General features: G+C 74.1%; 23 protein-coding genes. 17 read left to right on the top strand and 6 right to left on the bottom strand.

Annotation, left to right across the window (positions count from 1 at the left end):
- Positions 1 to 66 precede the first annotated feature (66 nt).
- Entirely contained in the window at positions 67 to 1,182 is a 1,116-nt protein-coding gene (locus QSK52_RS13155; protein ID WP_285736173.1) for a hypothetical protein, read from the top strand.
- A 46-nt stretch (positions 1,183 to 1,228) separates the two neighbouring features.
- Here QSK52_RS13155 and QSK52_RS13150 read toward each other — a convergent pair whose 3' ends face one another.
- On the bottom strand, positions 1,229 to 2,518 hold the full coding sequence (locus QSK52_RS13150) for an ABC transporter substrate-binding protein (RefSeq protein WP_285736172.1): 1,290 nt from the start codon (positions 2,516 to 2,518) through the stop codon (positions 1,229 to 1,231).
- A gap of 283 nt (positions 2,519 to 2,801) precedes the next feature.
- Between QSK52_RS13150 and QSK52_RS13145 the strand changes: the two genes are divergently transcribed.
- From QSK52_RS13145 to QSK52_RS13110, 8 genes are all read left to right on the top strand, one after another.
- Complete coding sequence (locus QSK52_RS13145) at positions 2,802 to 3,239, top strand: SCO4402 family protein (protein WP_285736171.1); 438 nt, start codon at positions 2,802 to 2,804, stop codon at positions 3,237 to 3,239.
- Positions 3,240 to 3,369: 130 nt separating this feature from the next.
- Positions 3,370 to 4,233, top strand: coding sequence for a formyltetrahydrofolate deformylase (purU, locus tag QSK52_RS13140; protein ID WP_285736170.1), 864 nt, complete (start codon positions 3,370 to 3,372; stop codon positions 4,231 to 4,233).
- Positions 4,234 to 4,622: 389 nt separating this feature from the next.
- A complete protein-coding gene (locus tag QSK52_RS13135) occupies positions 4,623 to 5,096 on the top strand; it encodes an ATP-binding protein (RefSeq protein WP_285736169.1) in 474 nt (157 codons plus the stop codon).
- A 409-nt stretch (positions 5,097 to 5,505) separates the two neighbouring features.
- Positions 5,506 to 6,774 carry an MFS transporter gene (locus tag QSK52_RS13130; RefSeq protein WP_285736168.1) on the top strand — a complete coding sequence of 423 codons (1,269 nt, stop codon included), beginning with the start codon at positions 5,506 to 5,508 and terminating at the stop codon, positions 6,772 to 6,774.
- A gap of 153 nt (positions 6,775 to 6,927) precedes the next feature.
- Complete coding sequence (locus QSK52_RS13125; RefSeq protein ID WP_285736167.1) at positions 6,928 to 8,247, top strand: MFS transporter; 1,320 nt, start codon at positions 6,928 to 6,930, stop codon at positions 8,245 to 8,247.
- A 9-nt stretch (positions 8,248 to 8,256) separates the two neighbouring features.
- Positions 8,257 to 8,784, top strand: a complete 528-nt coding sequence (locus QSK52_RS13120) for a GNAT family N-acetyltransferase (protein ID WP_285736166.1) — start codon at positions 8,257 to 8,259, stop codon at positions 8,782 to 8,784.
- 73 nt (positions 8,785 to 8,857) lie between these two features.
- Positions 8,858 to 9,187 carry a DUF4229 domain-containing protein gene (locus QSK52_RS13115; RefSeq protein ID WP_285736165.1) on the top strand — a complete coding sequence of 110 codons (330 nt, stop codon included), beginning with the start codon at positions 8,858 to 8,860 and terminating at the stop codon, positions 9,185 to 9,187.
- 6 nt (positions 9,188 to 9,193) lie between these two features.
- Positions 9,194 to 10,204, top strand: a complete 1,011-nt coding sequence (locus QSK52_RS13110; protein WP_285736164.1) for a LacI family DNA-binding transcriptional regulator — start codon at positions 9,194 to 9,196, stop codon at positions 10,202 to 10,204.
- Between the two features lie 24 nt (positions 10,205 to 10,228).
- On the opposite strand, the gene QSK52_RS13105 is transcribed toward QSK52_RS13110, so the two are convergent.
- Complete coding sequence (locus tag QSK52_RS13105; protein ID WP_285736163.1) at positions 10,229 to 10,663, bottom strand: GNAT family N-acetyltransferase; 435 nt, start codon at positions 10,661 to 10,663, stop codon at positions 10,229 to 10,231.
- Positions 10,664 to 10,728: 65 nt separating this feature from the next.
- Here QSK52_RS13105 and QSK52_RS13100 point away from each other — a divergent pair, with 65 nt between their 5' ends.
- A complete protein-coding gene (locus QSK52_RS13100) occupies positions 10,729 to 11,169 on the top strand; it encodes an SMI1/KNR4 family protein (RefSeq protein ID WP_285736162.1) in 441 nt (146 codons plus the stop codon).
- A 1-nt stretch (position 11,170) separates the two neighbouring features.
- Here QSK52_RS13100 and QSK52_RS13095 read toward each other — a convergent pair whose 3' ends face one another.
- Positions 11,171 to 12,370, bottom strand: coding sequence for an MFS transporter (locus QSK52_RS13095; protein WP_285736161.1), 1,200 nt, complete (start codon positions 12,368 to 12,370; stop codon positions 11,171 to 11,173).
- Between the two features lie 419 nt (positions 12,371 to 12,789).
- Between QSK52_RS13095 and QSK52_RS13090 the strand changes: the two genes are divergently transcribed.
- Positions 12,790 to 14,121: a dicarboxylate/amino acid:cation symporter gene (locus QSK52_RS13090; protein ID WP_285736160.1), complete on the top strand. Its 1,332-nt coding sequence runs from the start codon at positions 12,790 to 12,792 to the stop codon at positions 14,119 to 14,121.
- 129 nt (positions 14,122 to 14,250) lie between these two features.
- A complete protein-coding gene (locus tag QSK52_RS13085; RefSeq protein WP_285736159.1) occupies positions 14,251 to 14,814 on the top strand; it encodes a Uma2 family endonuclease in 564 nt (187 codons plus the stop codon).
- Between the two features lie 10 nt (positions 14,815 to 14,824).
- On the opposite strand, the gene QSK52_RS13080 is transcribed toward QSK52_RS13085, so the two are convergent.
- The gene (locus QSK52_RS13080) at positions 14,825 to 15,370 is read right to left on the bottom strand and encodes a DUF1707 SHOCT-like domain-containing protein (protein WP_285736158.1); all 546 of its coding nucleotides are present in this window, start codon (positions 15,368 to 15,370) and stop codon (positions 14,825 to 14,827) included.
- Between the two features lie 99 nt (positions 15,371 to 15,469).
- Between QSK52_RS13080 and QSK52_RS13075 the strand changes: the two genes are divergently transcribed.
- Together QSK52_RS13075 and QSK52_RS13070 are read left to right on the top strand one after the other, a co-directional pair.
- Positions 15,470 to 15,832 (top strand): DUF1304 domain-containing protein, encoded by a 363-nt coding sequence (locus QSK52_RS13075; protein ID WP_285736157.1) that lies wholly within the window; start codon positions 15,470 to 15,472, stop codon positions 15,830 to 15,832.
- Entirely contained in the window at positions 15,829 to 16,410 is a 582-nt protein-coding gene (locus tag QSK52_RS13070; RefSeq protein ID WP_285736156.1) for a TetR/AcrR family transcriptional regulator, read from the top strand. The genes QSK52_RS13075 and QSK52_RS13070 overlap by 4 nt, the downstream gene beginning before the upstream one ends.
- A 23-nt stretch (positions 16,411 to 16,433) precedes the next feature.
- Here the strand turns inward: QSK52_RS13070 and QSK52_RS13065 are convergent, their stop codons facing one another.
- Together QSK52_RS13065 and QSK52_RS13060 are read right to left on the bottom strand one after the other, a co-directional pair.
- Positions 16,434 to 17,441 (bottom strand): bile acid:sodium symporter family protein, encoded by a 1,008-nt coding sequence (locus QSK52_RS13065; protein WP_285736155.1) that lies wholly within the window; start codon positions 17,439 to 17,441, stop codon positions 16,434 to 16,436.
- 199 nt (positions 17,442 to 17,640) lie between these two features.
- Positions 17,641 to 17,844 carry a cold-shock protein gene (locus QSK52_RS13060; RefSeq protein WP_176189615.1) on the bottom strand — a complete coding sequence of 68 codons (204 nt, stop codon included), beginning with the start codon at positions 17,842 to 17,844 and terminating at the stop codon, positions 17,641 to 17,643.
- A 355-nt stretch (positions 17,845 to 18,199) separates the two neighbouring features.
- Between QSK52_RS13060 and QSK52_RS13055 the strand changes: the two genes are divergently transcribed.
- The 3 genes from QSK52_RS13055 to mqnC all read left to right on the top strand — a co-directional run bounded on the left by QSK52_RS13055 (position 18,200) and on the right by mqnC (position 22,067).
- Positions 18,200 to 19,087 carry a menaquinone biosynthetic enzyme MqnA/MqnD family protein gene (locus tag QSK52_RS13055; protein WP_285736154.1) on the top strand — a complete coding sequence of 296 codons (888 nt, stop codon included), beginning with the start codon at positions 18,200 to 18,202 and terminating at the stop codon, positions 19,085 to 19,087.
- Positions 19,088 to 19,169: 82 nt separating this feature from the next.
- Positions 19,170 to 20,768, top strand: a complete 1,599-nt coding sequence (locus tag QSK52_RS13050) for a serine/threonine-protein kinase (RefSeq protein ID WP_285736153.1) — start codon at positions 19,170 to 19,172, stop codon at positions 20,766 to 20,768.
- Between the two features lie 90 nt (positions 20,769 to 20,858).
- Positions 20,859 to 22,067 (top strand): cyclic dehypoxanthinyl futalosine synthase, encoded by a 1,209-nt coding sequence (mqnC, locus tag QSK52_RS13045; RefSeq protein WP_285736152.1) that lies wholly within the window; start codon positions 20,859 to 20,861, stop codon positions 22,065 to 22,067.
- The last annotated feature ends 10 nt before the right edge of the window (positions 22,068 to 22,077 follow it).

The following is a 22,077-nucleotide window of genomic DNA, read 5'->3' as shown; positions in this document are numbered from 1 at the left end:
TCAGCACTTCGGCGGGGCAACCGAGAGGCCCGGGATCCCGGAGCCGTGCACAGGTGAGGAATCGCGTTGAGCCAGCGCCGCTCGTACCCCAACTCCGGCGACTTCAATCTGGACGACCTGTTCCGCCCGGAGCCCGCCGCGGACGGTCAGGGCACTCCGGCGCAGGCTGCCGCGGAGCCTCCGTACGCCCCGCCGCAGGCCCCCTTCCCGCAGGCCCCCGTCCCGCAGCAGCAGTCCGCGCCGCCGCTCGGCCAGAGCGGCAGCCCCGAGTACTGGGGCGCGCCCCCGCAGCAGGCCGCGGCTGCCCCGCAGGCCGACGAGGGCGCCACCCAGTACCTCCCGCCCTACCCGACCGGCGGTCCGTCCGTCGGCGGCGCCACCCAGCCCGGCTTCCCGCAGCAGCCCCCGCAGCAGCCGCAGGCGCCCGCGTTCCAGCCGCAGCCCGGGTACGGGGCTCCCCAGCCCTCCCAGCCGACGTACGGGGGCGGCGTGGGCTACGGGGCCCCGCAGCCGCCGCAGCAGGGCTACGCGGCCGACGGGGGCGGACGCGCGAAGCCCAACACCAAGGTGCTGATCGGTGCGGGCGTGGCCGGGGTCGTGGCGGTCGCCGTCCTGGTCGGGGTGCTGGTCAGCGGCGGCGACAAGAAGGACAAGGACACCGCGAAGGGCGGCACCACGGCCGGCCAGAGCGCCGCCCCCAGCCAGAACAGCGGGAACGCCGCCGTCAGCCCCGAGATGAAGGCCCAGGCGCAGGCCATGTCCGACCTGCTCGGCACCGCCAGTGCCAGCCGCACCTCGGTGGTCAACGCGGTCAGCGCGGTCGGCAAGTGCCAGAACCTCCCCGACGCGCAGGCCGCGCTCACCGCGGCCTCGGCCCAGCGGCAGGACCTGCTCAAGAAGCTCGGCGACCTCAAGGTCGACCAGCTCACCGACGGCGCGAAGCTCGTCGCCCAGCTCCAGCAGGCGTGGCAGGCCTCCGCCACCGCCGACTCCGAGTACGCCCAGTGGGCCGGCGACCTGGTCGCGGGCTGCGACCCGGCCAAGTCGAAGGACAACGAGCACCTGCGCAACGGCGACGCGGCGAGCGGGCAGGCCACGACGGCGAAGAAGCAGGCTTCGGAGCTGTGGGGCGCGATCGCGACGAAGACGGGGCTGCAGGGCAAGAGCGCGGGCGAGCTGTAGGGCGGCGCCGGGGAGCGCACTGACCGGAAGCGCCCCCGCCGGTGCCCTACGCGGGGGGCTCGCCGTTGGTGAGGGCCCAGCGGACGTCGGTGAAGCCCTGGTGCTGTTCGGTGAGGCGGCCGTTCTGGACCTTCTGGAAGGTGACGGAGGTGTTCACCAGGCGGGGGGACTCCGCGCTGGGGAGCATGTTGGTGACGCCCCAGCTGAGGGGCGGGGTGGCGCCCGCGGTGTCGATGGGGTCGCCGCTGTCGAGGATGACCTGGAGGGCCTTGGCGGTGATCGGCAGGCTCCGGTCGATGCGGCCGACGGCCTGGCGGAGGACCGCGTAGGCGACCCAGGTGGTCTGCACGCCGGGGTCGGCGACGTCGATGGTGGCGCCGTTGCCGTAGGTGCGGGCGGTGGCGCGGAGGCCGTCCCAGACGGTGGAGGACTCGGCGGGGAACCAGCCGGTGGCGTACGCGCCGCGCAGCGGGCCGTTGTCGCCGCCGGTGGAGTCGACCACGGACTGCTGGAAGGAGCCGATGACGGACGCGAGTTGGGTGTTCTTCGGGTTGGCGCGGCGGTACGGGTCGAGCAGGTTGGCGGTGGGCTCGGCGCCGAGCGCGGAGAGCATGCAGTTGCCGGGACGGTCGTCGCCGACGGCCCGGCGGGTGTACGGGGAGTAGTCGTTGGACTTCTCGGGGGCCCTGACGTCGGTGACCTTGATGCCGGTCCTCGCGACGGCGCTGGTGAGGTAGTTGACCAGGGTGTCGCCGGCCCGGGTGTCGGGGCGGATCAGGGCGATCTGCTTGCAGCCGGCCTCGACGAGCTGGCGCCCGCTGCCCGCGACGAGGGCGGGGAGGCCCCCGTTGACGGGGTAGGAGAGCGGGCTGCTGAACTCGGGGGCGGAGAGGCCGTAGCCGCCGAGGAAGGGGATGCCGGCCTGTTCGAGGACCGGGATGAAGGCGCTGCCGTACTGGCTGGCGGAGCCGACCACGGCGACGGCGTGGGCGTTGACGGCCTGCTCGGCGCAGGCGGTGGCGCCGTCGGTGGTGTCGTGCTCGTTGCAGGTGAGGACGCGGACCTTGTGGCCGTTCAGGCCGCCGTGGTCGTTGAGTTCGCGGCCGACGGCCTCGGCGAGGGCGGTCATGCCGGGGCGGTCGGCGGCTCCGGTGCCGGACGGGGCCCAGGTCATGACGGTGACGTCCTGGCCGGCGGCGTCGGCGGCGGCGGGCCCGCCGCAGGCGGAGGCGGAGAGCAGGGCGGGCAGGACCGCGGCGGTGGCCGCCAGGGCGGTGGCCGCGCGGCGTCGTCCGCTGACGGCGGGTACCGGGTGGGGGGTTCCGTTCCGCGTCATGGCGCTCTTTTCCTCCCTGGAGGTGCTGCTTCGGGTCGTCCCGTGCTCCGTTGCGCAGGTGCGGCGGATCAAGGGTGGTCGTCACCGGGCACGCCGAGAGGGACGCGATGTGAACGGATCGCCAACGGGGGAGGAACACGGAGCGTTGCCGACCGGTGACGCGTGTAGAGCCGGGCCGGGCGGGAACGTACGATCGACTCCCGTGTCCGACAGCATGGATTCTCCGCACCGGTCTGCCCGAAACGCTTCTCGAACGGGCGTCCGCTCCAGCACGATGGGCGGCATGCCCTTGAGTGATCTGCCCTGGTGGCGCTGGCGGGCCCGGATCCGCTCGGCGCTGCACATGTTCTCCGACCCCGCCTTCCAGCGTTCGGCCTGGCTGGCGGGCCCCGGCGGGTACGGGGACGTCACCGACGCGGTGTACCGGCTGGTGGAGGACAGCTGGCTGGACCGCTGGTCGGCGGAGAAGTACGTCGGCTCGGTCTTCCGGGACTCCGCGGAGGCGGTCGCGGTGGACGGCGCGGTGCTGCGGGTGCTGCGGATCCTGCACCAGGTCGGTGCGGACGCCCCGGCCGCGGCGTACCTGGGCCACCCGGACTGGCCGGAGGCGGTGCGGGCGGCCCGCGAGGCGCACCACCGGCTGGCCGTCAACGACGGCGAGGACCCGGACCTACCGCCGCTCCCGCTGGCCGAGCTGCGGCGGCTGACCGCGCGCGGCTGACCGCCGCCCCCGCCGGGGGGAGTCTCGGGGGGCGGGCCGCGTCCACGGGCCGCGGCGATCTGTGCCAGGCTGTGACGTTGCCCGTCCTCACCCGAACCGAGGAAAACCGGAACCAGAAACGGGGCCCGCCATGGAAGAGACCGCCCGCTCCCAGTACGTCCTGACGCTGTCCTGCCCCGACAAGCAGGGCATCGTGCACGCGGTCTCCAGCTACCTGTTCATGACGGGTTGCAACATCATCGACAGCCAGCAGTTCGGCGACGCCGGGACCGGCCTGTTCTTCATGCGGGTGCACTTCTCCGCGGAGGAGCCGGTCACCGCCGAGAAGCTCCGGGCGAGCTTCTCCGCGATCGGCGACTCGTTCCGGATGGAGTGGCAGATCCACGACTCCGCGGAGCGGATGCGGGTGCTGCTGATGGTCTCCAGGTTCGGGCACTGCCTGAACGACCTGCTGTTCCGCACCCGGATCGGGGCGCTGCCGGTGGAGATCGTCGGCGTGGTCTCCAACCACACCGACTTCCGCGAGCTGACCGAGTCGTACGGCATCGCCTTCCACCACGTCCCGGTCACCCGGGACACCAAGGCCGAGGCCGAGCAGCGGCTGCTCGACCTGGTCGCCGAGGAGCGGGTCGACCTGGTGGTGCTGGCCCGCTACATGCAGGTGCTCTCGGACGAGCTGTGCAAGGCGCTGTCCGGACGGGTCATCAACATCCACCACTCCTTCCTGCCGAGCTTCAAGGGCGCCAAGCCGTACCACCAGGCGCACGCCCGGGGCGTGAAGCTGATCGGCGCCACCGCGCACTACGTCACCGCCGACCTGGACGAGGGCCCGATCATCGAGCAGGAGGTCGCCCGGGTCACCCACGACGTCACCCCGGAGCAGCTGGTGGCGCTCGGCCGGGACGTCGAGTGCCAGGCGCTGGCCCGCGCCGTGAAGTGGCACAGCGAGCACCGGGTGCTGCTGAACGGTTCGCGCACCGTGGTCTTCGCCTGACGGTCGCGCCGGTGCTCCTGCCGACGCCCGGTCAGCTCCCGTGCGGCCGCCGGTGTTCGAGCGCGGCTGGACATTTGTAGGAAGGGTGGTTCGCACGTGGCGGCCCGGTGTCGGGCGCGCCGACGGCGGTACGGTCGTGGGTACCCGCGAGGGCGGTGCCGCCGTCCGGTCGTGCGAACCCCGGCAGGGTGAGCGGGACAGTATGCACCGAGCCGTCCCCCGAACGCTGGAATATGCCCGAAGCTCTTGCTGCGACCCGGTCACGGAATCATTCTGGGGCGTATTCGTGTCGATGCCATGGGCAGTCCCGGTCGGCGACCTCCGCTGCGGGGGGCCGACCGGACCGGCGGGATCAAGCGGGCCGAATACCTAGTGCGGGTGGTGGAGCGGTGCAGGTACTCCAGGTACAGCTGGCGGTCCAGGCGGACCCGGCGGAGGTGTCACGGGCGCGGCGGTGGGTCCGGGACCGGCTGCGGGCGGGCGGGATCGACCAGGACTCCCAGGTGGCCGAGACCCTGGTGCTGGTGGTCTCCGAGCTGGTCACCAACGCGGTGGTGCACACCGGCCGCCCGGCGGTGCTCAGGCTGCTGCTGCCGGTCGACCCCGCCACCGGACCGGCCGCCGTCCGGGTGGAGGTCTTCGACACCAGCTGCGCCGCCCCCGCCCCCCGGCACGCCGGGGCCGACGAGGACGCCACCAACGGGCGCGGCCTGGAACTGGTCGAGCTGCTCTGCGAGCGCTGGGGCTGGTACCCGGACGGCTCCGGCAAGCGGGTGTGGTGCGAGATCGGCGACCCGGACGCGCCCTGCCCGCTGGCGGTGCAGCCGGTGGCCCGGGAGCCCCGGGTGGCCTCGGTCGGCTGACCCTCCCGGGCGGTGCGCGGTGCGCCGCCCGCCCGTCGGCGGGCCGGTCGCGCGCCCGTCGCGCGCGGTCCGCGCCCCGGATGATCCCGTCTGAATTTCGGACAACCCATTGACGTGACGTATCCGACTGATCACTCTTGGGTGCGGCGCCCGTTGCGAGGGGACGCCGAGGGAGACCGGGCGGTGCCGACACTCAGGGGGTCGTTGGCCGTCCCCGTCCGGAACCTCGGCGAAATCGGGCCGCCCGGGCGTCACGGCTTCAGGGCCCGGACGCCGACCGGACGGCGTCCCGCCGTGCCGTGCTCGGGGTGCGCACGGCGGGCCGCCGTTCCGCCACCGGGGGCGCGGACGCCGCATCGTGACCCAAAACCACTGGAAACCGGTAGTGGTCTACACCAAAACTGAGGGCGTGACCGCACCCGAACTGCAATCCGCCCCCACCCCGCTGGTCAGCACGGCGAAAACGCCCGCCATCTGGTCGGGCAACTTCCGGCTCTACTTCACCGCCCGCACGGCCGGGCTGCTCAGCGACGCGATGCTCCCGGTGGCCGTCTCGGCCGGCCTGGTGACCTCCGGCTACCGCACCTCCGAGGTCGGCTTCGCGATGGCCTTCCTGCTCGGCCCGTTCGCCGGACTGGTGCTGTTCGGCGGGGTGCTCGCCGACCGGTTCACCGCCCGGCGGCTGATGATCTTCGCCGACCTGCTCAACCTCGTCACCCGGGTGCTGCTCGCGGTGCTCTTCTTCCACGGCTTCGACCGGCTCTGGCAGCTCTACCTGCTGCTCGCGCTGGCCGGCACCGCCGCCGCGATGTTCCAGCCCGGCGCCGCCTCCACCGTCCCGCTGGTCGCCACCGACGTGCAGGGCGCCAACGGCGTGCTGCGGATCTCCGAGGCGCTGACCGGCCTGGCCGGGCCCTCGCTGGCCGCCGCGCTGATCACCTTCTCCACCGGCTGGGTGATGGTGATCGCCGCCGTGACGTACGCGGTCAGCGCCTGCTGCCTGCTGGCCCTGCGGCTGGGACCCGTCCCCGCCCCGCCGCCCGGCGACAGCCTGTGGCGCAACCTGGTCGGCGGCTGGCACGAGTTCTGGTCCCGCAGCTGGATGTGGGGCGTCATCCTGATCTGGATGGCCTTCACCGTGCTCTCCTGGGGCCCGCTCGCCCCGGTGGTGGTCGGCGACGTGGCCAAGCGCGACGGCGTGGTGGTCTACGGCGTGATCAACAGCATGCTCGGCGCGGGCACCATCATCGGCGGCGTCCTCGCCATCCGGGTCAAGCCGGTCCGCCCGCTGGCCGCCGGCGCCGCCGCGCTGTTCCTGTTCGCCGTCCAGCAGTTCGCCTTCGCCGCGGGCCTGCCCTGGCCGCTGCTCGGCACCGCCCAGCTGGTCTCCGGCATCGGCATCAGCTTCTGGGGCGTCATGTGGGCCACCAGCGTGCAGACCCAGGTGCCCGGCGAGGTGCTCAACCGGATCCACGCGTACGAAGTGGCGGGCTCCGTCTGCATGTTCCCGCTCGGCTCGGCGCTGGCCGGGCCCGCCGTCGACGCCCTCGGCACCACCCGGGTCTACCTGATCGGCGGCCTGGTCACCCTGGGCACCGCGACCGCGCTGCTGCTCAGCCCGCCGATCCGCAACCTGCGCCGGGCCCCCGACGCCGGGGTGGTCGCGTCCGGGCACTGAGCCGGTCCGGACGGGCGGTCCGGGCACTGAGCCGGTCCGGACGGGCGGGCCGGACGCCGGGCAGCGGCCCCGGCGGGCCCGTGTCCGGAATTCGGGCAGACGTGGCAGCCGGAGCCGTCGTCGGGCGGGCCCGCGGCCGGGAGACTCGGACGGGTGAAGGAACTGGACCTCGCCGCCGCCCCCGCCCGTGACCCCGCCCCGCCCCGCCGCACCCCCCGCGTCCACTACGGCTGGATCGTGGTCGCCGTCTCGCTGGTCGTCCTGGTCGGCTCGGCCGGGTTCCGCTCCACGCCCGGCCTGATGATGGACGCCCTGCACGACGAGTTCGGCTGGTCCCGCGCCACCATCTCCAGCGCGGTCTCCGTCAACCTGGCGCTGTACGGGCTCACCGCCCCGTTCGCCGCCGCCCTGATGGACCGCTTCGGCGTCCGCCTGGTGGTGGTCTGCGCGCTGCTCACCATCTCCACCGGCGCGGGCCTCACCATGCTGATGTCCCACCCCTGGCAGCTGGTCCTGTGCTGGGGCGTGCTGGTCGGACTCGGCAGCGGCTCGATGGCCGGCGCCTTCGCCACCACCATCTCCGGACGCTGGTTCCAGGCCAGGCAGGGCCTGGTCACCGGCGTCCTGACCGCCGCCGGGGCCGCCGGGAACCTGGTCTTCATGCCTCTGCTCGCCGCGCTCGTCGAGCACCACGGCTGGCGGACCGCGGTCGTGGTGGTCTCGCTCTGCGCCACCGCGGTGGCCGTCCCCGTCCTGCTGCTGATGCGCGAACGGCCCGCCGACGTCGGCCTGTTGCCGTACGGCGCGAGCACCGCCCCGCCGCCGCCGGTCACCGACGGGTCGGCGGTGGCCCGTTCGCTGCGGGTGCTGCGGCAGGCGACCGGGCGGCGGGCGTTCTGGCTGCTGGCCGCGTCCTTCGCGATCTGCGGCGCCACCACCGTCGGCCTGGTCGGCACCCACTTCATCCCCGCCGCCCACGACCACGGCATGCCCGTCACCACCGGCGCCTCGCTGCTCGCCCTGATCGGCGTCTTCGACGTCGCCGGGACGATCGCCTCCGGCTGGTTCACCGACCGCTTCGACCCCGTCCGGCTGCTGGTCACCTACTACGCGCTGCGCGGGCTCTCGCTGGTCTTCCTGCCCGCGCTGTTCGCCGGGAGCCTGCGGCCGCCGATCCTCGCCTTCGTGGTCTTCTACGGCCTCGACTGGGTCGCCACCGTCCCGCCCACCGTCGCGCTCTGCCGCCGCCACTTCGGCGAGGACGCCCCGATCGTCTTCGGCTGGGTCCTGGCCGCGCACCAGGTCGGCGCCGCCGCGGTGGCCGGGCTGGCGGGCCTGGCCCGCGACCGCTTCGGCGACTACGACACGACCTGGTACGCGGCGGGCGGCCTGTGCGCGGTGGCGGTGGGCTGCTGCCTGGCGCTGCGCGGGCGGGTGCGGCCGGCCGCGGGACCGGGGGCGGCGCCCGCTTAGGCTGGCCGCATGAGCCTGCGATTCGTCCTGGACCCCGAACCGACCCCCGCACTGCGGGAGGAGGTCACCGCGCTGTGGACGGAGGTCTCCAACGCCGGCGGCGCGGTCGGGTTCGTGCCGCCGGTGACGGTGGAGGACGTCCGGCCGGTGGCGGAGCGGCAGTTCGCGGCGCTGGGGCCGGACCGGCTGCTGGTCGGGTACGAGCCGGACGGCCGGGTCGTGGCGGTGGTGTTCTTCGAGGACCTGCGGTTCGGGCTGATGGACCACTGGCGGCTGCTGAAGCGGGTGATGGTGCACCCGGAGTCGCAGGGCCGCGGCTACGGGACGCACCTGCTCGCGGAGGCGGAGCGGGTGGCCCGGGAGTGGGGCCTGGCGGGGCTGAAGCTGACCCTGCGCGGCGGGCACGGCCTGGAGGAGTTCTACCGGCGCAGCGGCTACGTGGAGGTCGGCCGGGTGCCGGGCGCGATCCGGGTCGCCCCGGGCGACGACCGGGACGACGTGACGATGTGGCTCGACCTGCGCGACCCCGCGGTGTGAGGTCGTGCTTCACTGGGAGGGCCCATGACCCCGCGCGCCCGCCGGCGCGACCCGGCAGCGAAGGACGATCCCGGTGAGCAGCAAGAACCACGCCACGCTCCGCTACACCTCGCTGCGGGCCAGCATCTTCCTGGCCTGCCTGCTGGTCGCCCTGATCCTGGGACACTTCAAGGTGATCCCGGTGGTGGGCTCGCTCGGCGTGCTGCTGCTGTTCGCGCTGGCCGCGGTCGCCTCCTCGGCGATCAGTTACGTGGCGCTGAGCAAGCAGCGCGACGAGATGTCCGCGCAGATCGCCGAGCGGATCGAGGCCCGCAAGTCCCGCGCGGTGACGCGGGACTCCGCGGAGGACGCGGCGGACGACGCGGCCCGGGCGGCCGCGGCCCAGCAGGCCCAGGCCGGCTGACCGGCGTTGGCGGACAGCCCGCCCGGCGAGGGCGCGCGGCGCCGCCCGACCGGCCGTGACGTGGCCCGGCTGGCGGGGGTGTCGCAGGCGACGGTGTCGCTGGTGTTCTCCGGCAGCGCCGGGCACCGGGTCTCGGAAGCCACCCGGGAGCGGATCCACGCCGCGGCCCGCGAGCTGGGCTACCGCCCGCAGGCCGCCGGCCGGCAACTGCGGCTGGGCCGCAGCGGGATGGTGCTGCTGGCGGTGCCGAACCTGCTGGGGCCGTTCTTCGGCCGGGTGCTGACCGGCGTGCACGAGGAGGCGGCCCGGCACGGCCTGGCCGTGGTGGTCTCCAGCGGCTGGGACGCGGCGACGCTGGCCGAGGCGGCCGCCGCCGGGCGCTTCGACGGGCTGCTGGTGTGCTCGCCGGACGACCGGCAGCTGGGCGAACTGCCCGCCGACACCGCGGCGGTGTTCCTGGACGCCGACCCGGCCGACCGGCCCGGCCGCCCCACCGTCGAACTGGACCTGGCGGCGGGCATGCGCGCCGCCGTCGACCACCTCGCGGGCCTGGGCCACCGGCGGATCGGCCACCTGCGCTCGGCGCACTCCGCGTACACCTTCCGGGTCCGGCAGGCGGCGTTCGCGGCGGCGTCCGCGGGCCTGGAGGTGCGGGAGCTGGCGGTCAGCCTGAACGAGGGCAGCCGGGAGGCGGAGCGGGCCGCCCGGGAGCTGCTGGCCGGGCCGGGGCGGCCCGGCGCGGTGGTCTGCGACGACGACGTGGTGGCGTCCGGCCTGTACCGGGCCGCGGCGGGACTGGGGCTGCGGATCCCGCGGGACCTCTCGGTGGTCGGCATGGACAACATCCCGGTGGCCGAGCTGCTCAGCCCGCCGCTGACCACCGTCGACCTGCCCGGTGAGCGGCTCGGCCGGGCCGGGCTGGCCACCCTGGCCGCCCTGCTGGACGGCGAACTGCCGTCGCCGGTGGCCCCGTTGGCGACCACGCTGGTGGTGCGGGACTCCACCGCGGCGGCCTGAGCGCCCTCCTGCCGCCCGGGCGTCCTACTGCTGCCCGAGGACCATCCACTTCTCGGTCTCGGTCATCGGCTCGAACCCGACCTTGGCGTACACCCCGTGCGCGTCCTTGGTGGCCAGCAGCAGGCGGCGCAGGCCCAGTCCGGCGAGCTCGTCCCGGACGGCGGCCGCGAGCGCGGTGCCCAGGCCCCGGCCGCGGGCCTCCGGGGCGATGAACACGTCGCACAGCCAGGCGAAGGTGGCCCGGTCGGTCACCACCCGGGCGTACCCGACCTGGGCGCCCGAACCCTCCTCGTACAGGCCGAAGTTGAGCGAGTTGTCGATGGCCCGCTCCTGCTTCTCGCGGGGCCGCCCGAGCGCCCAGTACGCATCCTCGGAGAGCCAGCGGTGCACGGCCGCCCGGTCGAGGCGGTCGGGGTCGGTGGAGACGCGGTACCCGGCGGGCAGTTCGAAACTGGTCATGCGGCGCATCCAAGCAGGCGGCGGAGGGTGCGGGCGAGGGGTTTCCGGTCGGGGAGACTGGGCGGATGTGGAGTGAACTGATCGCGGGGATCGCGGCGGACGCGGTGCTCGGCGCCCCCGCCGGGCCGGAGGAGCTCGCGGAGGTCGAGCGGGCGCTCGGGCAGCGGCTGCCGCGCGGGCTGGCGGAGCTGCTGCGGGAGTGCGGCGGGGTCGGCGAGGACGCCGCCCTGGAGGTGGTGTGGAGCGCGGGACGGATCGCCCGGGAGAACGCGCAGCTGCGTACCGACCCGTCGCTCGCGCGGCTGTACATGCCGTTCGAGCCGCTGCTGTTCTTCGGCAGCGGCCCCGGCGGCGACCTGTTCGGCTGCCCGCGCACGCCCGAGCGCGAGGAGGTGTTCGTCTGGGACCACGAGACGGACAGCCGCACCCTGGTCTGCTACCGGCTGGAGGACTACCTGCGGCGGGCGCTGACCGAGGGCGGCGGCGACTGGTGGCGGGCGGACTGAGTCAGGCGGTCACCAGGGCGGCGGGGGCGGCGGCCGGACGCAGCCGGGTGCGGGCGGTGAGCAGCAGCAGGCCGCCGAGGGCGATGCCGCCGGTGGCGCAGAGCGCGACGGCGTGCAGCGAGGTGTCGACCAGGGCGCCGGAGACGGCGTAGCCCGCGGCGTTGCCGGTGGCGAAGAGGGTGACCAGCCAGGCGAACGCCTCGGTGACGGTGCCGGTCGGGGCGAGCTCGGCGACCAGCACGAACGCGGCGGCCAGCAGCGGGGCCAGGCCCAGGCCGGAGACGAAGGCGAGCGCGGCCATCGGCCAGGGGCCGGGCAGGAGCAGCAGCGGCAGGTAGCAGGCGGCCATGCCGAGGGCGAGCACCCAGGTCCGGGTCGCGGTGTCGGCCCGCCAGCGGGCCGCGCCGTAGGCCAGCGCGCCGAGCAGCCCGGCCAGCGCGGCCAGCGCGAGCAGGGTGCCCGCGCCGCCGGGCAGGCCGCCGGGGTGCTGCTCGGCGTACGCGATGAACAGCACGTTCTGCGCGCCGACCGCCCAGCCCGCGCCGGCCAGGCCGAGCAGCAGCAGGACCAGCCCGGGCGAGCGCAGCGGGCCGAGCAGCCCGGCGGAGGCCGCCCGCGGCGGGGCCTGCCAGGCCCGGGCGGGCGCGGACCCGGCCACCACCAGGGCGCCGAGCAGGCCGAGTACGGCGGCGGTCCACAGCGCGGCGGTGGGGGAGGCGGCCCCGGCGATCCCGGCGACGGCGAGCGGCCCGGCCACGTACAGCACCTGCTGGGAGGCGGAGTCGAAGGCGTACGCGGTGTCGAGCTGCTCCTCCGCGACCACGTCGGGCCAGAGCGAGCGCAGGCAGGGCTCCAGCGGGGGCATGCACAGCCCGGCGACCGCGGCGCCGAGCGGGGCGGCGAGCGCGGAGCCGGGGGCGAGGGCGAGCAGGGCGTAGCCGGTGCCGGCCAGGACGGCGGAGGCGAGCAGGACGCGGGGCTGCCCGGTCAGGTCGACGATCCGGCCGAGGACGGGCCCGCCGACGGCGGCGGCGATCGCGTACGCGGCGGTGGCCAGGCCGATCCGGCTGTACGGCGCCCCGGCCTCGCGCAGGGCGAGCGCGACGACCAGGGCGGTCATCCCGGCGGGGAGGCGGCCGAGCAGGGTGCCGAGCAGCAGCCGGGCGACGTGCGGGGCGCGGAGCAGTGCGGCGTAGCCCATGGGCGTCCTTCCGGCGGTGGGGTGTCGCTTCAAGTTATACGTATAACCGATGGGCGTCAAAGCTGCCCGTGATCCACTGACGCCCCGTCAGGAAAGGGTGGTTCGGGAACGACCTCAAACAAGTACTTTGAACATCTCAAAGGTTTGTTGCTAATGTGCTGGCCATGACCACTGCAGACGCCGCGCGCCGGGCCGGGACGAGCACCCCGCTCGTGCCGTGCTGCCCGCGTCTGCCCGGTGCCGTGGACGGCCCGCGTCGCTGTCGCTCCGGCGGCTGTATGCGGGCGGCACGCCCCTCCTGACGCACCGACCGCCACAGCTGTCGGCCCCGGGCCTCCCCGCCCGGCCCCGCGTCCGTCGTGCCGCCGCCCCCGCCCCCTCCCCCCGCCTGCTCCACCACCCCCCGGAGACGCACACCCATGTCCACCGCGCCCGCGCCCACCCTGCTGGGACGCCTCCGCCGCACCCCCTTCTGGGTCCAGATCGTCGGCGGCCTCGTCCTCGGCCTGCTGCTGGGCTGGATCGCCCGCTCCGGCGACGTGTCCTGGCTGAAGACCACCCTCGACACCATCGGCAAGACCTTCGTCCAGCTGCTCAAGCTGGCCGTCCCGCCGCTGGTCTTCACCGCGATCGTCGTCTCGGTCGCCAACCTGCGCAACGTCACCAACGCGGCCCGCCTCGCCGTCCGCACCCTGTTCTGGTTCCTGGCCACCTCGCTGATCGCGGTCGCCGTCGGCCTCGGCCTCGGCCTGCTCACCGACCCCGGCAAGGGCGCCAACCTCTCCACCGCGGGCGTCAAGGGCGTGGAGAAGGGCGGCACCTGGGTCGACTTCCTCACCGGCATCATCCCGACCAACATCGCCGACGCCTTCCTCCAGGTGAACGTCCTCCAGATCGTCTTCCTCGGCGTGGTCGTCGGCGCGGCCGTCCTCAAGCTCGGCGAGAAGGCCGAGCCGGTCCGCAAGCTCTCCGAGGCGATCCTCGAACTCGTCCAGACCGCCCTGTGGTGGGTCATCCGGCTCGCCCCGCTCGGCACCCTCGGCCTGATCGGCAAGTCCGTCGCCGCCTACGGCTGGGACCTGCTCAAGCCCTTCTCCACCCTCACCGTCGACGTCTACGTCGGCTGCGCGATCGTCCTGTTCGGCGTCTACTCGCTGCTGCTGCGCTTCGTCGGCGGCCTCAACCCGCTGAACTTCTTCAAGGGCGCCTGGCCCGCGATCCAGCTCGCCTTCGTCTCCCGCTCCTCGGTCGGCACCCTGCCCGTCACCCGCCGCGTCACCGAGCGCCTGGGCGTCCCGTCCGAGTACGCCTCCTTCGCGGTGCCGTTCGGCGCCACCACCAAGATGGACGGCTGCGCCGCGATCTACCCGTCGCTGGCCGCGATCTTCGTCGCCCAGGTGTACGGCATCGACCTCGGTGTCAAGGACTACCTGCTCATCGCCTTCGTCTCGGTGATCGGCTCCGCGGCCACCGCCGGCCTCACCGGCGCGATCGTGATGCTCACCCTGACCCTCTCCACCCTGGGCCTCCCGCTGGAGGGCGTCGGCCTGCTGCTGGCGATCGACCCGATCCTCGACATGATGCGCACCGCCACCAACGTGGCCGGTCAGGTCGTCGTCCCGATCCTGGTCTCCGCCCGCGAGAAGACCCTCGACCTCACCGCCTACAACACCCCCACCGGCGACCTCCTCGCCGAGGACCGCCCGGCCACCGTCCCGGCCCAGGCCACCAACGAGCCCGTCGCCGCCTGACGCCCGGCCCGCTCCGGCGCACACGAAGGCCCGCACCCCGCGAGGGTGCGGGCCTTCGCACGTTGGAGTGAGACCGCTTGGGGCGGGGCGGGGCGCTCGGTAGCGTGGAGGCGACTGAAGGAGGGGCCGATGAGCGCACTGCCCGGCGGTGAACGTCCGTACAGCTCGGTCGACCCGGAGCAGGCACTGAAGTACGCGATCCAGCACCACGCCGGTGATCGCGTCCAGATCGTGGAAGGGGTCATCGAGCCGATGTCGCCGGGGTGGGACCACGAATCGATCGCCAGCCACTTGCGCCGCCAACTGACGGCCAGGGTTTTCGAGCTCGACTGCGTGATGGGTGCCGGGGACTTGGACCTGCCGGGGTCGAGCAACTGGTACATCCCCGATGTCGCGGTCGTGCCCGAGGCACTGGCGAAGGGCAGTGCCGCCCTGCTGCCCGATCAGACGCTGCTGGTGGTCGAGGTGACGTCCGATTCGAACGCGGACACCGACCGGGTGGTGAAGCGGCGCCGGTACGCCGAGTACGGGGCGCCGCTCTACCTGCTGATCGACCGCCAGGACCGGGCCTGCACGCTGTTCTCCGAGCCGGGCGCGCTCGGGTACACCCGGGCGATCGGACCGCTGCCGTTCGGGGAGCCGATCGAGCTGCCGGAGCCGTTCGGGCTGCGGGTGGACACCTCCCGGTTCTGAGGCGGCCGCGTCAGCGGCGGGCGTGGCGGATCTTGAGGCGGCCGAAGCCCGGGGTGCCGGTGATGCGGACGGTGGGGCCGGGGGTGGGGGAGGGGGTGTGCGGGGGGCGGTAGCGGACGGTCTTCCAGGACTGCTGGAGGCCGTCGAGGTCGACGGTGGCGTCGTGCGGGACGGTGATGGTGGCGCGGCCGAAGCCGAGGCCGAGGTGGATGTCGACGACGGGGTGCTCGATGACCGCGGCGCCGAGGTCGAGGTGGACCTTGGCGAAGGCGGAGGTGACGGTCAGCGAGCGCGGGACGCGCCAGGGGCCGCGGCGGACCAGGCGGCCGTTCACGGCGCTCAGGGTGACGGTGCTGCCGGGGGCCTCGGCGGGGAGGTCGTGCAGGACGGCGTCGAGGTCGGCGCGGACGGTGGCGGTGAGGGCCGCGTGGACGCGCTGGTCGAGTTCGTCCTGGGTGATCCGCTCCTCGGCGTAGGCGAGGTTGAGGCGGTCCACGGCGGCGTCGCGGTCGGCGGCGCCGATCCGGGTCTGCGGGCTGTCCGGCAGTGAGGTCACCCGGGCAGCGTAGCCGGGTGGGTGTCGGCGGGTGGAGGGGATGCCGTTCTGGACGGATGTCCGGTTATTCTGGACACCTGTCCAGAAAAGGAGGCGGCCGTGGAGGTCGTGGCGACGGTGCTGGTCGGGGCGGTGGCCCTGTTGCACGGGTACATCCTGGTGCTGGAGATGTTCCTGTGGGAGAAGGCCCCGGGCCGGGCGCTGTCCGGGTTCGACGCCGAGCTGGCCCGCCGGACGGCTCCGATGGCGGCCAACCAGGGCCTGTACAACGGCTTCCTGGCGGCCGGCCTGGTGTGGGGCCTGGTGGCGGACGACCCGACCGGCTTCCGGGTGCGGGTCTTCTTCCTGGCCTGCGTGCTGGTGGCGGGCCTGTACGGCGGGCTGACCGCGAACCGCCGCATCCTGCTCGCCCAGGCCCTGCCGGGCGCGGTGGCGCTGGCCGCGGTGCTGGCGGCCGGGTGAGCCGGGCGGGCGCGGCGGGCGCGGCGGGCGACCCGCGGGCCGAGCGGACCAGGGCGAAACTGCGGGCCGCCCTGCTGGCGGAGTGCGCGGACCGCCCGCTGGCGGAACTGGGCGTGGCGGCGGTGGCGCGCCGGGCGGGCGTCGGCCGGGCGACGTTCTACCTGCACTACCCCGACCTGTCGGCGCTGGCGGTGGACGCCTGCGCGGGCGTGGTCCGGGAGGCGGTGGACGCGCTGCACGCCTGGCGCGGCGTCGCGGACCCGGCGGCGCCCCCGTCCGCACTGGTGGAGTTCTTCGGCCGGGCGGCCGCCCACGCCGGGCTGTACCGCGAGCTGCTGGCGCCGGGCGGCGGCGGCCCGCTGGGGCCGGTGCTGCACCGGGAACTGCGCGAGCGCAGCCGGACGGAGCGGGAGCTGGCGGGCGCCCCGGACGCACCGCTGATCGCCTCGGCGGTGGCGGGCGCGTTCACCGGCGTCCTGGCCGACTGGCTGCACAGGCTGGTCGACGAGCCCCCGGCGGCCGTCGCGGGGCGGGTGTGGCGCCTGCTGATCGGCCTGCACCGCACGCCGCTGGCCTGACCGGGCCCGGCGCCGGGGGAGGGTCACCCGCGGGCCGCGGCGCGCGACCAGCGCTGGGCGAGGACGGTGCAGACCATCAGCTGGAGCTGGTGGAAGAGCATCAGCGGCAGCACCGCCAGGCCCACCGCGGGGGCCGGGAACAGGATGGTGGCCAGCGGGAGGCCGTTGGCCAGGGACTTCTTGGAGCCGCAGAACTGGAGGGTGATCCCGTCCGCGCGGGAGAAGCCGAGGCGGCGGGCGGCGAGACGGGTGAAGCCGAGGACGGCGGAGAGCAGGGCCAGCGAGACCGCGGCCAGCCCGAGCAGCTGGACGGGGGTGACCCGGCTCCAGATGCCCTCGCGGACGCCCGTGCCGAACGCGCTGTAGACGATCAGCAGGATCGAACCGCGGTCGACCAGCGTGGTGACCAGCCGGTGCCGGGCGATCCACGGGCCGACCCGGCGGCGCAGCAGCTGCCCGAGCGCGAACGGGACGAGGAGTTGCAGCACGATGTCGAGCACCTGCCCGCCGTCCACGCTCACCCCGGCCGCGCCGGACAGCAGCCAGGCCGCCAGCAGCGGGGTCAGCACCACGCCGAGCAGGCTGGAGAAGGTCGCCGCGCAGATCGCCGCCGCGACGTTGCCGCCCGCGACCGAGGTGAACGCGATCGAGGACTGCACGGTGGACGGCAGCAGGGTGAGGAAGAGCACGCCGGTGAACAGCTGCGGCGGCAGCACCGCGTCCGGCAGCAGCCGGGTCGCCTCGCCCAGCAGCGGGAACAGCACGAAGGTGCAGCCGAGGACCAGCAGATGCAGCCGCCAGTGCCGGGCCCCGGCCAGCGCCTCCTGCGGGGAGAGCCGGGCCCCGTACAGGAAGAAGAGCAGGGCGACGGCGAGCGAGACCGCGTCGGTGACGGCGGTGGCGGCGGCGCCGCGGGCGGGCAGCAGGGTGGCCAGCAGGACGGTGCCGAGCAGCAGCAGGAGGTAGGTGTCGACGCCGATCCGGCCGAGGGTGCGGTCGAGGGCGCGGCGGGCGGAGCGGAGGCGGTGCATGGCACCGATCCTCCCCCGGTGGCGGCCGGGCGCCCCGGGCGGGGCCCGAAAGGGACGGGGCGGGAAAATGCGGGCGCAACCGGCGGAATGCGGCGGGAATGCGCGGAAAAGGCAGGAGGCCCGCCGGGGCGGGCCTCCTTGGGAACTGCTACTCGTACGGACCCGAGGGGCCGTGAGCGATCAGATGGGAGATGTTGTCTCAGACGGGGGTGACGTTCTCCGCCTGCGGGCCCTTCGGGCCCTGGGTGACGTCGAAGCTGACCGCCTGGTTCTCCTCCAGCGAGCGGAAACCGGTCGCGTTGATGGCGGAGTAGTGGACGAAGACGTCGGGGCCGCCGCCCTCCTGGGCGATGAAGCCGAAGCCCTTCTCGGCGTTGAACCACTTGACGGTTCCGGTCGCCATACCGTTCTCCTTGCGAGGGACGTTGTGGACACCACACCTTGTGGCGCCCGGGTCCGCTGCGCTGATCGCCCTGCCTCCGGACGAGCCCGGAGTTTTTTCGCACAGTGCTTCAATCAAAGCTCAATTGACGCCTGTTACTGCTGAAAAATTACAAAAAGCCTGCGGTTACATGCTCCGCAGGCTCCAAGTACTGCAAGGGGAATCAAACTGCAACTGAGTGGAACGGTAGCACGCGGTGGCTGCCCCGACCAGGGGTGAACAGGGGTGTCGGACGGTGTGTCGGGCACCGGGTGCGAACCGTCCCAATCAGCGGGCATACCCTGCCGGGAGAGCACCAACGGCAAGGGAGCACACGGTGAGCAGTAGCGATGCCGGACGGCCGGAGAGCGCGGTCAGGCCGCGGGTCGGCCATATTCAGTTCCTCAACTGTCTTCCCCTCTACTGGGGCCTCGCGCGCACCGGGAACCTGCTCGACCTCGACCTCAGCAAGGACACCCCGGAGAAGCTCAGCGACCGGCTGGTGGCCGGGGAGCTCGACCTCGGGCCGATCACCTGCGTGGAGTACCTGCGCAACGCGGACGCGCTGGTCGTCCTCCCCGACATCGCGGTCGGCAGCGACGGGCCGGTGATGTCCTGCGTGATCGTCAGCAAGGTCCCACTGGCCGAACTGGACGGCCGCAGGGTCGCCCTCGGCTCGACCAGCCGCACCTCGGTGCGGCTGGCCCGGCTGCTGCTGGAGGAGCGCGAGGGCGTGCACCCCGAGTACTTCTCCTGCCCGCCCGACCTGGACGCGATGCTGGCCGAGGCCGACGCCGCCGTCCTGATCGGCGACCCCGCGCTGCGCGCCTCGCTGGAGCAGGCCCCCCGGCAGGGGCTGGCCGTGCACGACCTCGGCGCGATGTGGAAGGAGTGGACCGGGCTGCCGTTCGTCTTCGCCGTCTGGGCCGCCCGCCGCGAGTACGCCGAACGGCACCCCGAACTGACCGCCGCCGTCCACCGGGCCTTCCTGGAGTCCCGCGACCTCTCGCTGACCGAGGCCGCCAAGGTCGCCGAGCAGGCCGCCCGTTGGGAGGAGTTCGACGCCCCGCTGCTGGAGACGTACTTCTCCGAGGCGCTCGACTTCTCGCTCGGCGCACGCCAGCTGGCCGGGATCGCCGAGTTCGCCCGCCGGGTCGCCCACGACAGCGGCTTCGCCCCGGACGTGCCGATCCGGCTGCTGGAGAGCGCGCCCGCGGCGGTCTGAGCGGTTCGGCGTCCCGACCGGCCGCCGCCCTGGGATGATCGGACCGGCCGGGAGGCCCGGAACGGGGAACGAGGGGGCGGGCATGGAACCGTTGGCGGTCGACGACCCGGCGGCGATCGGCGACTACCGGCTGCTGCGCCGCCTCGGCGCGGGCGGCATGGGACGGGTCTACCTGGGCCGCACCGCGGGCGGCCGGACCGTCGCGGTCAAGGTCGTCCGCCCCGAACTCGCCGACGACCCCGAGTTCCGGGCCAGGTTCCGCCAGGAGGTGGCCGCCGCCCGGCGGGTCGGCGGCCGCTGGACCGCCCCCGTGCTTGACGCCGACACCGACGGCCCCCGCCCCTGGGTCGCCACCGGCTACGTCGCCGGGCCCTCGCTCGGCGAGGCCGTCCGCACCGCCGGACCGCTCCCCGTCCCCTCCGTGCACGCCCTCGGCAGCAGGCTCGCCGAGGCGCTGGAACAGGTGCACGCCCTCGGCCTGGTGCACCGGGACGTCAAACCGTCCAACGTGCTGCTCGCCCTGGACGGGCCCCGGCTGATCGACTTCGGCGTCGCCCGCGCGCTCGACGCCGCCACCACCCTCACCCACAGCGGCTACGTGGTCGGCTCGCCCGGCTTCATGTCGCCCGAACAGGCCGCCGGGTCGCCCACCGGACCGGCCGGCGACGTCTTCTCGCTCGGCGCGCTGCTCGCCTTCGCCGCGACCGGCACCGCCCCGTTCGGCGAGGGCGTCAGCGCCGCCGTCCTGCTCTACCGGGTGCTGCACGAGGAACCCGAACTCGACGGCCTGGACGGCGAACTGCGCGCGGTGGTGGCCGCCTGCCTCGCCAAGGACCCGCAGCTGCGCCCCGCCCCCGCCGAACTGCGCGCCCGCCTCGCCCCCGCCGCCGCGGACGGCCCCGAGGGCTGGCTGCCCGGCCCGCTGGCCGCCGCGGTCGGCCGCGCCGCCGTCGAACTCCTCGACCTGGAGGGCGCCACCGGCCCCGTCGGCGCGGCCCCCGCGGACCGGGTGCCGACCGTCCTTGACGGCGGGCGGCGACCGGCGCCGGAGCGGGAACGGCGCGGGCGGCGGCCCCGGTGGGCGGCGGCCGCCGCCGCGGTGGTGCTGGCGGGCGCGCTGTACGGCGGGCTGGCGGCGAGCGGCAACCTGCCCTGGTCGCCGGACGGCCCCGGCCCGAGCGGCACGCCCGGGCAGGACGCGGTCACCGGGACGGCCGGTGCGAGTGCGGCCGCGAGTGCGGCAGCGAGCGGGAGCCCGAGCGGGAGCCCGAGCGGGAGCCCGAGCGGGAGCCCGAGCGGGACGGCGACACCGGGGAAGGGCAGCGGGAAGGCACTCCCCGCCGCCTTCGTGGGCACCTTCAAAGGCACCATCACCACCAAGATCGTCCCGCTCTCCTCGGTCTTCACCGTGACCTTCACCCCCGGCAGGGTCGGCGACGAGGTCGGGCGCACCAGCAACGCCTCCGAGATCAGCAGCACCGTCTGCCGGGGCGTGCTCACCCTGCTCTCGGTCGAGGACGGCAAGGTGCTGCTGCAGGAGCGCCCGGACGGCAGCGACAGCGCCTGCACCGGCGTCCCCGAGAAGCAGACGTACACCCTGGTCAACGGCGGCGGGCTGCACGTGGCGGTCTCCGAGGCGGCGTTCGGCTCCGACCCGGAGGGCGACCTGCTCAAGCAGTAGGCGGCGTGGAACGGGCCTGCGGTGGGGCGGAAACGTGCTGGCGTAGGCTGGGCGGGTCCGGCCCTTCGACGAAGAAAGCAGGCCCGCCAGGTGTCCGAGCAGAACCTTTCCGCCACCCAGTTGCAGGCCGTGCTGGACCGCGCGGCCGAGGGCGGCCGGATCACCGCCGAGGAGGCCCTGGAGCTGTACCGGTCGGCACCGCTGCACGCGCTCGGCTCGGCGGCGGACGCGGTGCGGCGGCGGCGGTACGCGGGGGTGGAGCACATCGCCACGTACATCATCGAGCGGAACATCAACTACACCAACGTCTGCGTGACGGCGTGCAAGTTCTGCGCGTTCTACGTGCCGCCGAAGAGCGACAAGGGCTGGTCGCGGGAGCTGGACGAGGTCCTGCGCCGGTGCGCGGAGACCGTCGAGCTCGGCGGCACCCAGATCATGTTCCAGGGCGGGCACCACCCCGACTACGGGGTCGAGTACTACGAGGAGAACTTCGCCGCGATCAAGGCCGCGTTCCCGCAGCTGGTGATCCACTCGCTGGGCGCCTCCGAGGTCGAGCACATGGCAAGGATCTCGGGCGTGTCGGTGGAGGAGGCGATCACCCGGATCCACGCCGCGGGCCTGGACTCCTTCGCGGGCGCCGGGGCCGAACTGCTGCCGGAGCGGCCGCGGAAGGCGATCGCGCCGCTGAAGGAGTCCGGCGAGCGCTGGCTGGAGATCATGGAGACCGCGCACCGCCTCGGCGTCGAGTCGACCTCCACCATGCTGATGGGCACCGGCGAGACCAACGCCGAGCGGATCGAGCACCTGCGGATGATCCGCGACGTGCAGGACCGCACCGGCGGGTTCCGGGCGTTCATCCCCTACACCTACCAGCCGCAGAACAACCACCTGAAGGGCTCGACCCAGGCCACGGTCTTCGAGTACCTGCGGATGATCGCCATCGCCCGGCTCTTCCTCGACAACGTCGCGCACATCCAGGGCTCCTGGCTCACCACCGGCAAGGAGGCGGGCCAACTGTCGCTGCACTACGGCGCGGACGACCTCGGCTCGGTCATGCTGGAGGAGAACGTGGTCTCCGCGGCCGGGGCCAAGCACCGCTCCAACCTGCACGAGCTGATCCACCTGATCCGCACCGCGGGCCGGGTGCCCGCGCAGCGCTCCACCACCTACGAGCACCTGCGCGTCCTCGACGACCCGGCGAACGACCCGGTCGACCCGCGGGTCGCCTCGCACATCGCCTCCACCGCGATCGAGGGCGGCACCGCGCACCCCGAACTGACCATCCTCGCGACGAACTGACCCGCGCGAC

The sequence above is a fragment of the Kitasatospora phosalacinea genome, from assembly GCF_030268885.1.
GTDB classification, from domain to species: domain Bacteria; phylum Actinomycetota; class Actinomycetes; order Streptomycetales; family Streptomycetaceae; genus Kitasatospora; species Kitasatospora phosalacinea_C.
This window is presented reverse-complemented; position numbering and strand designations above follow the sequence as displayed.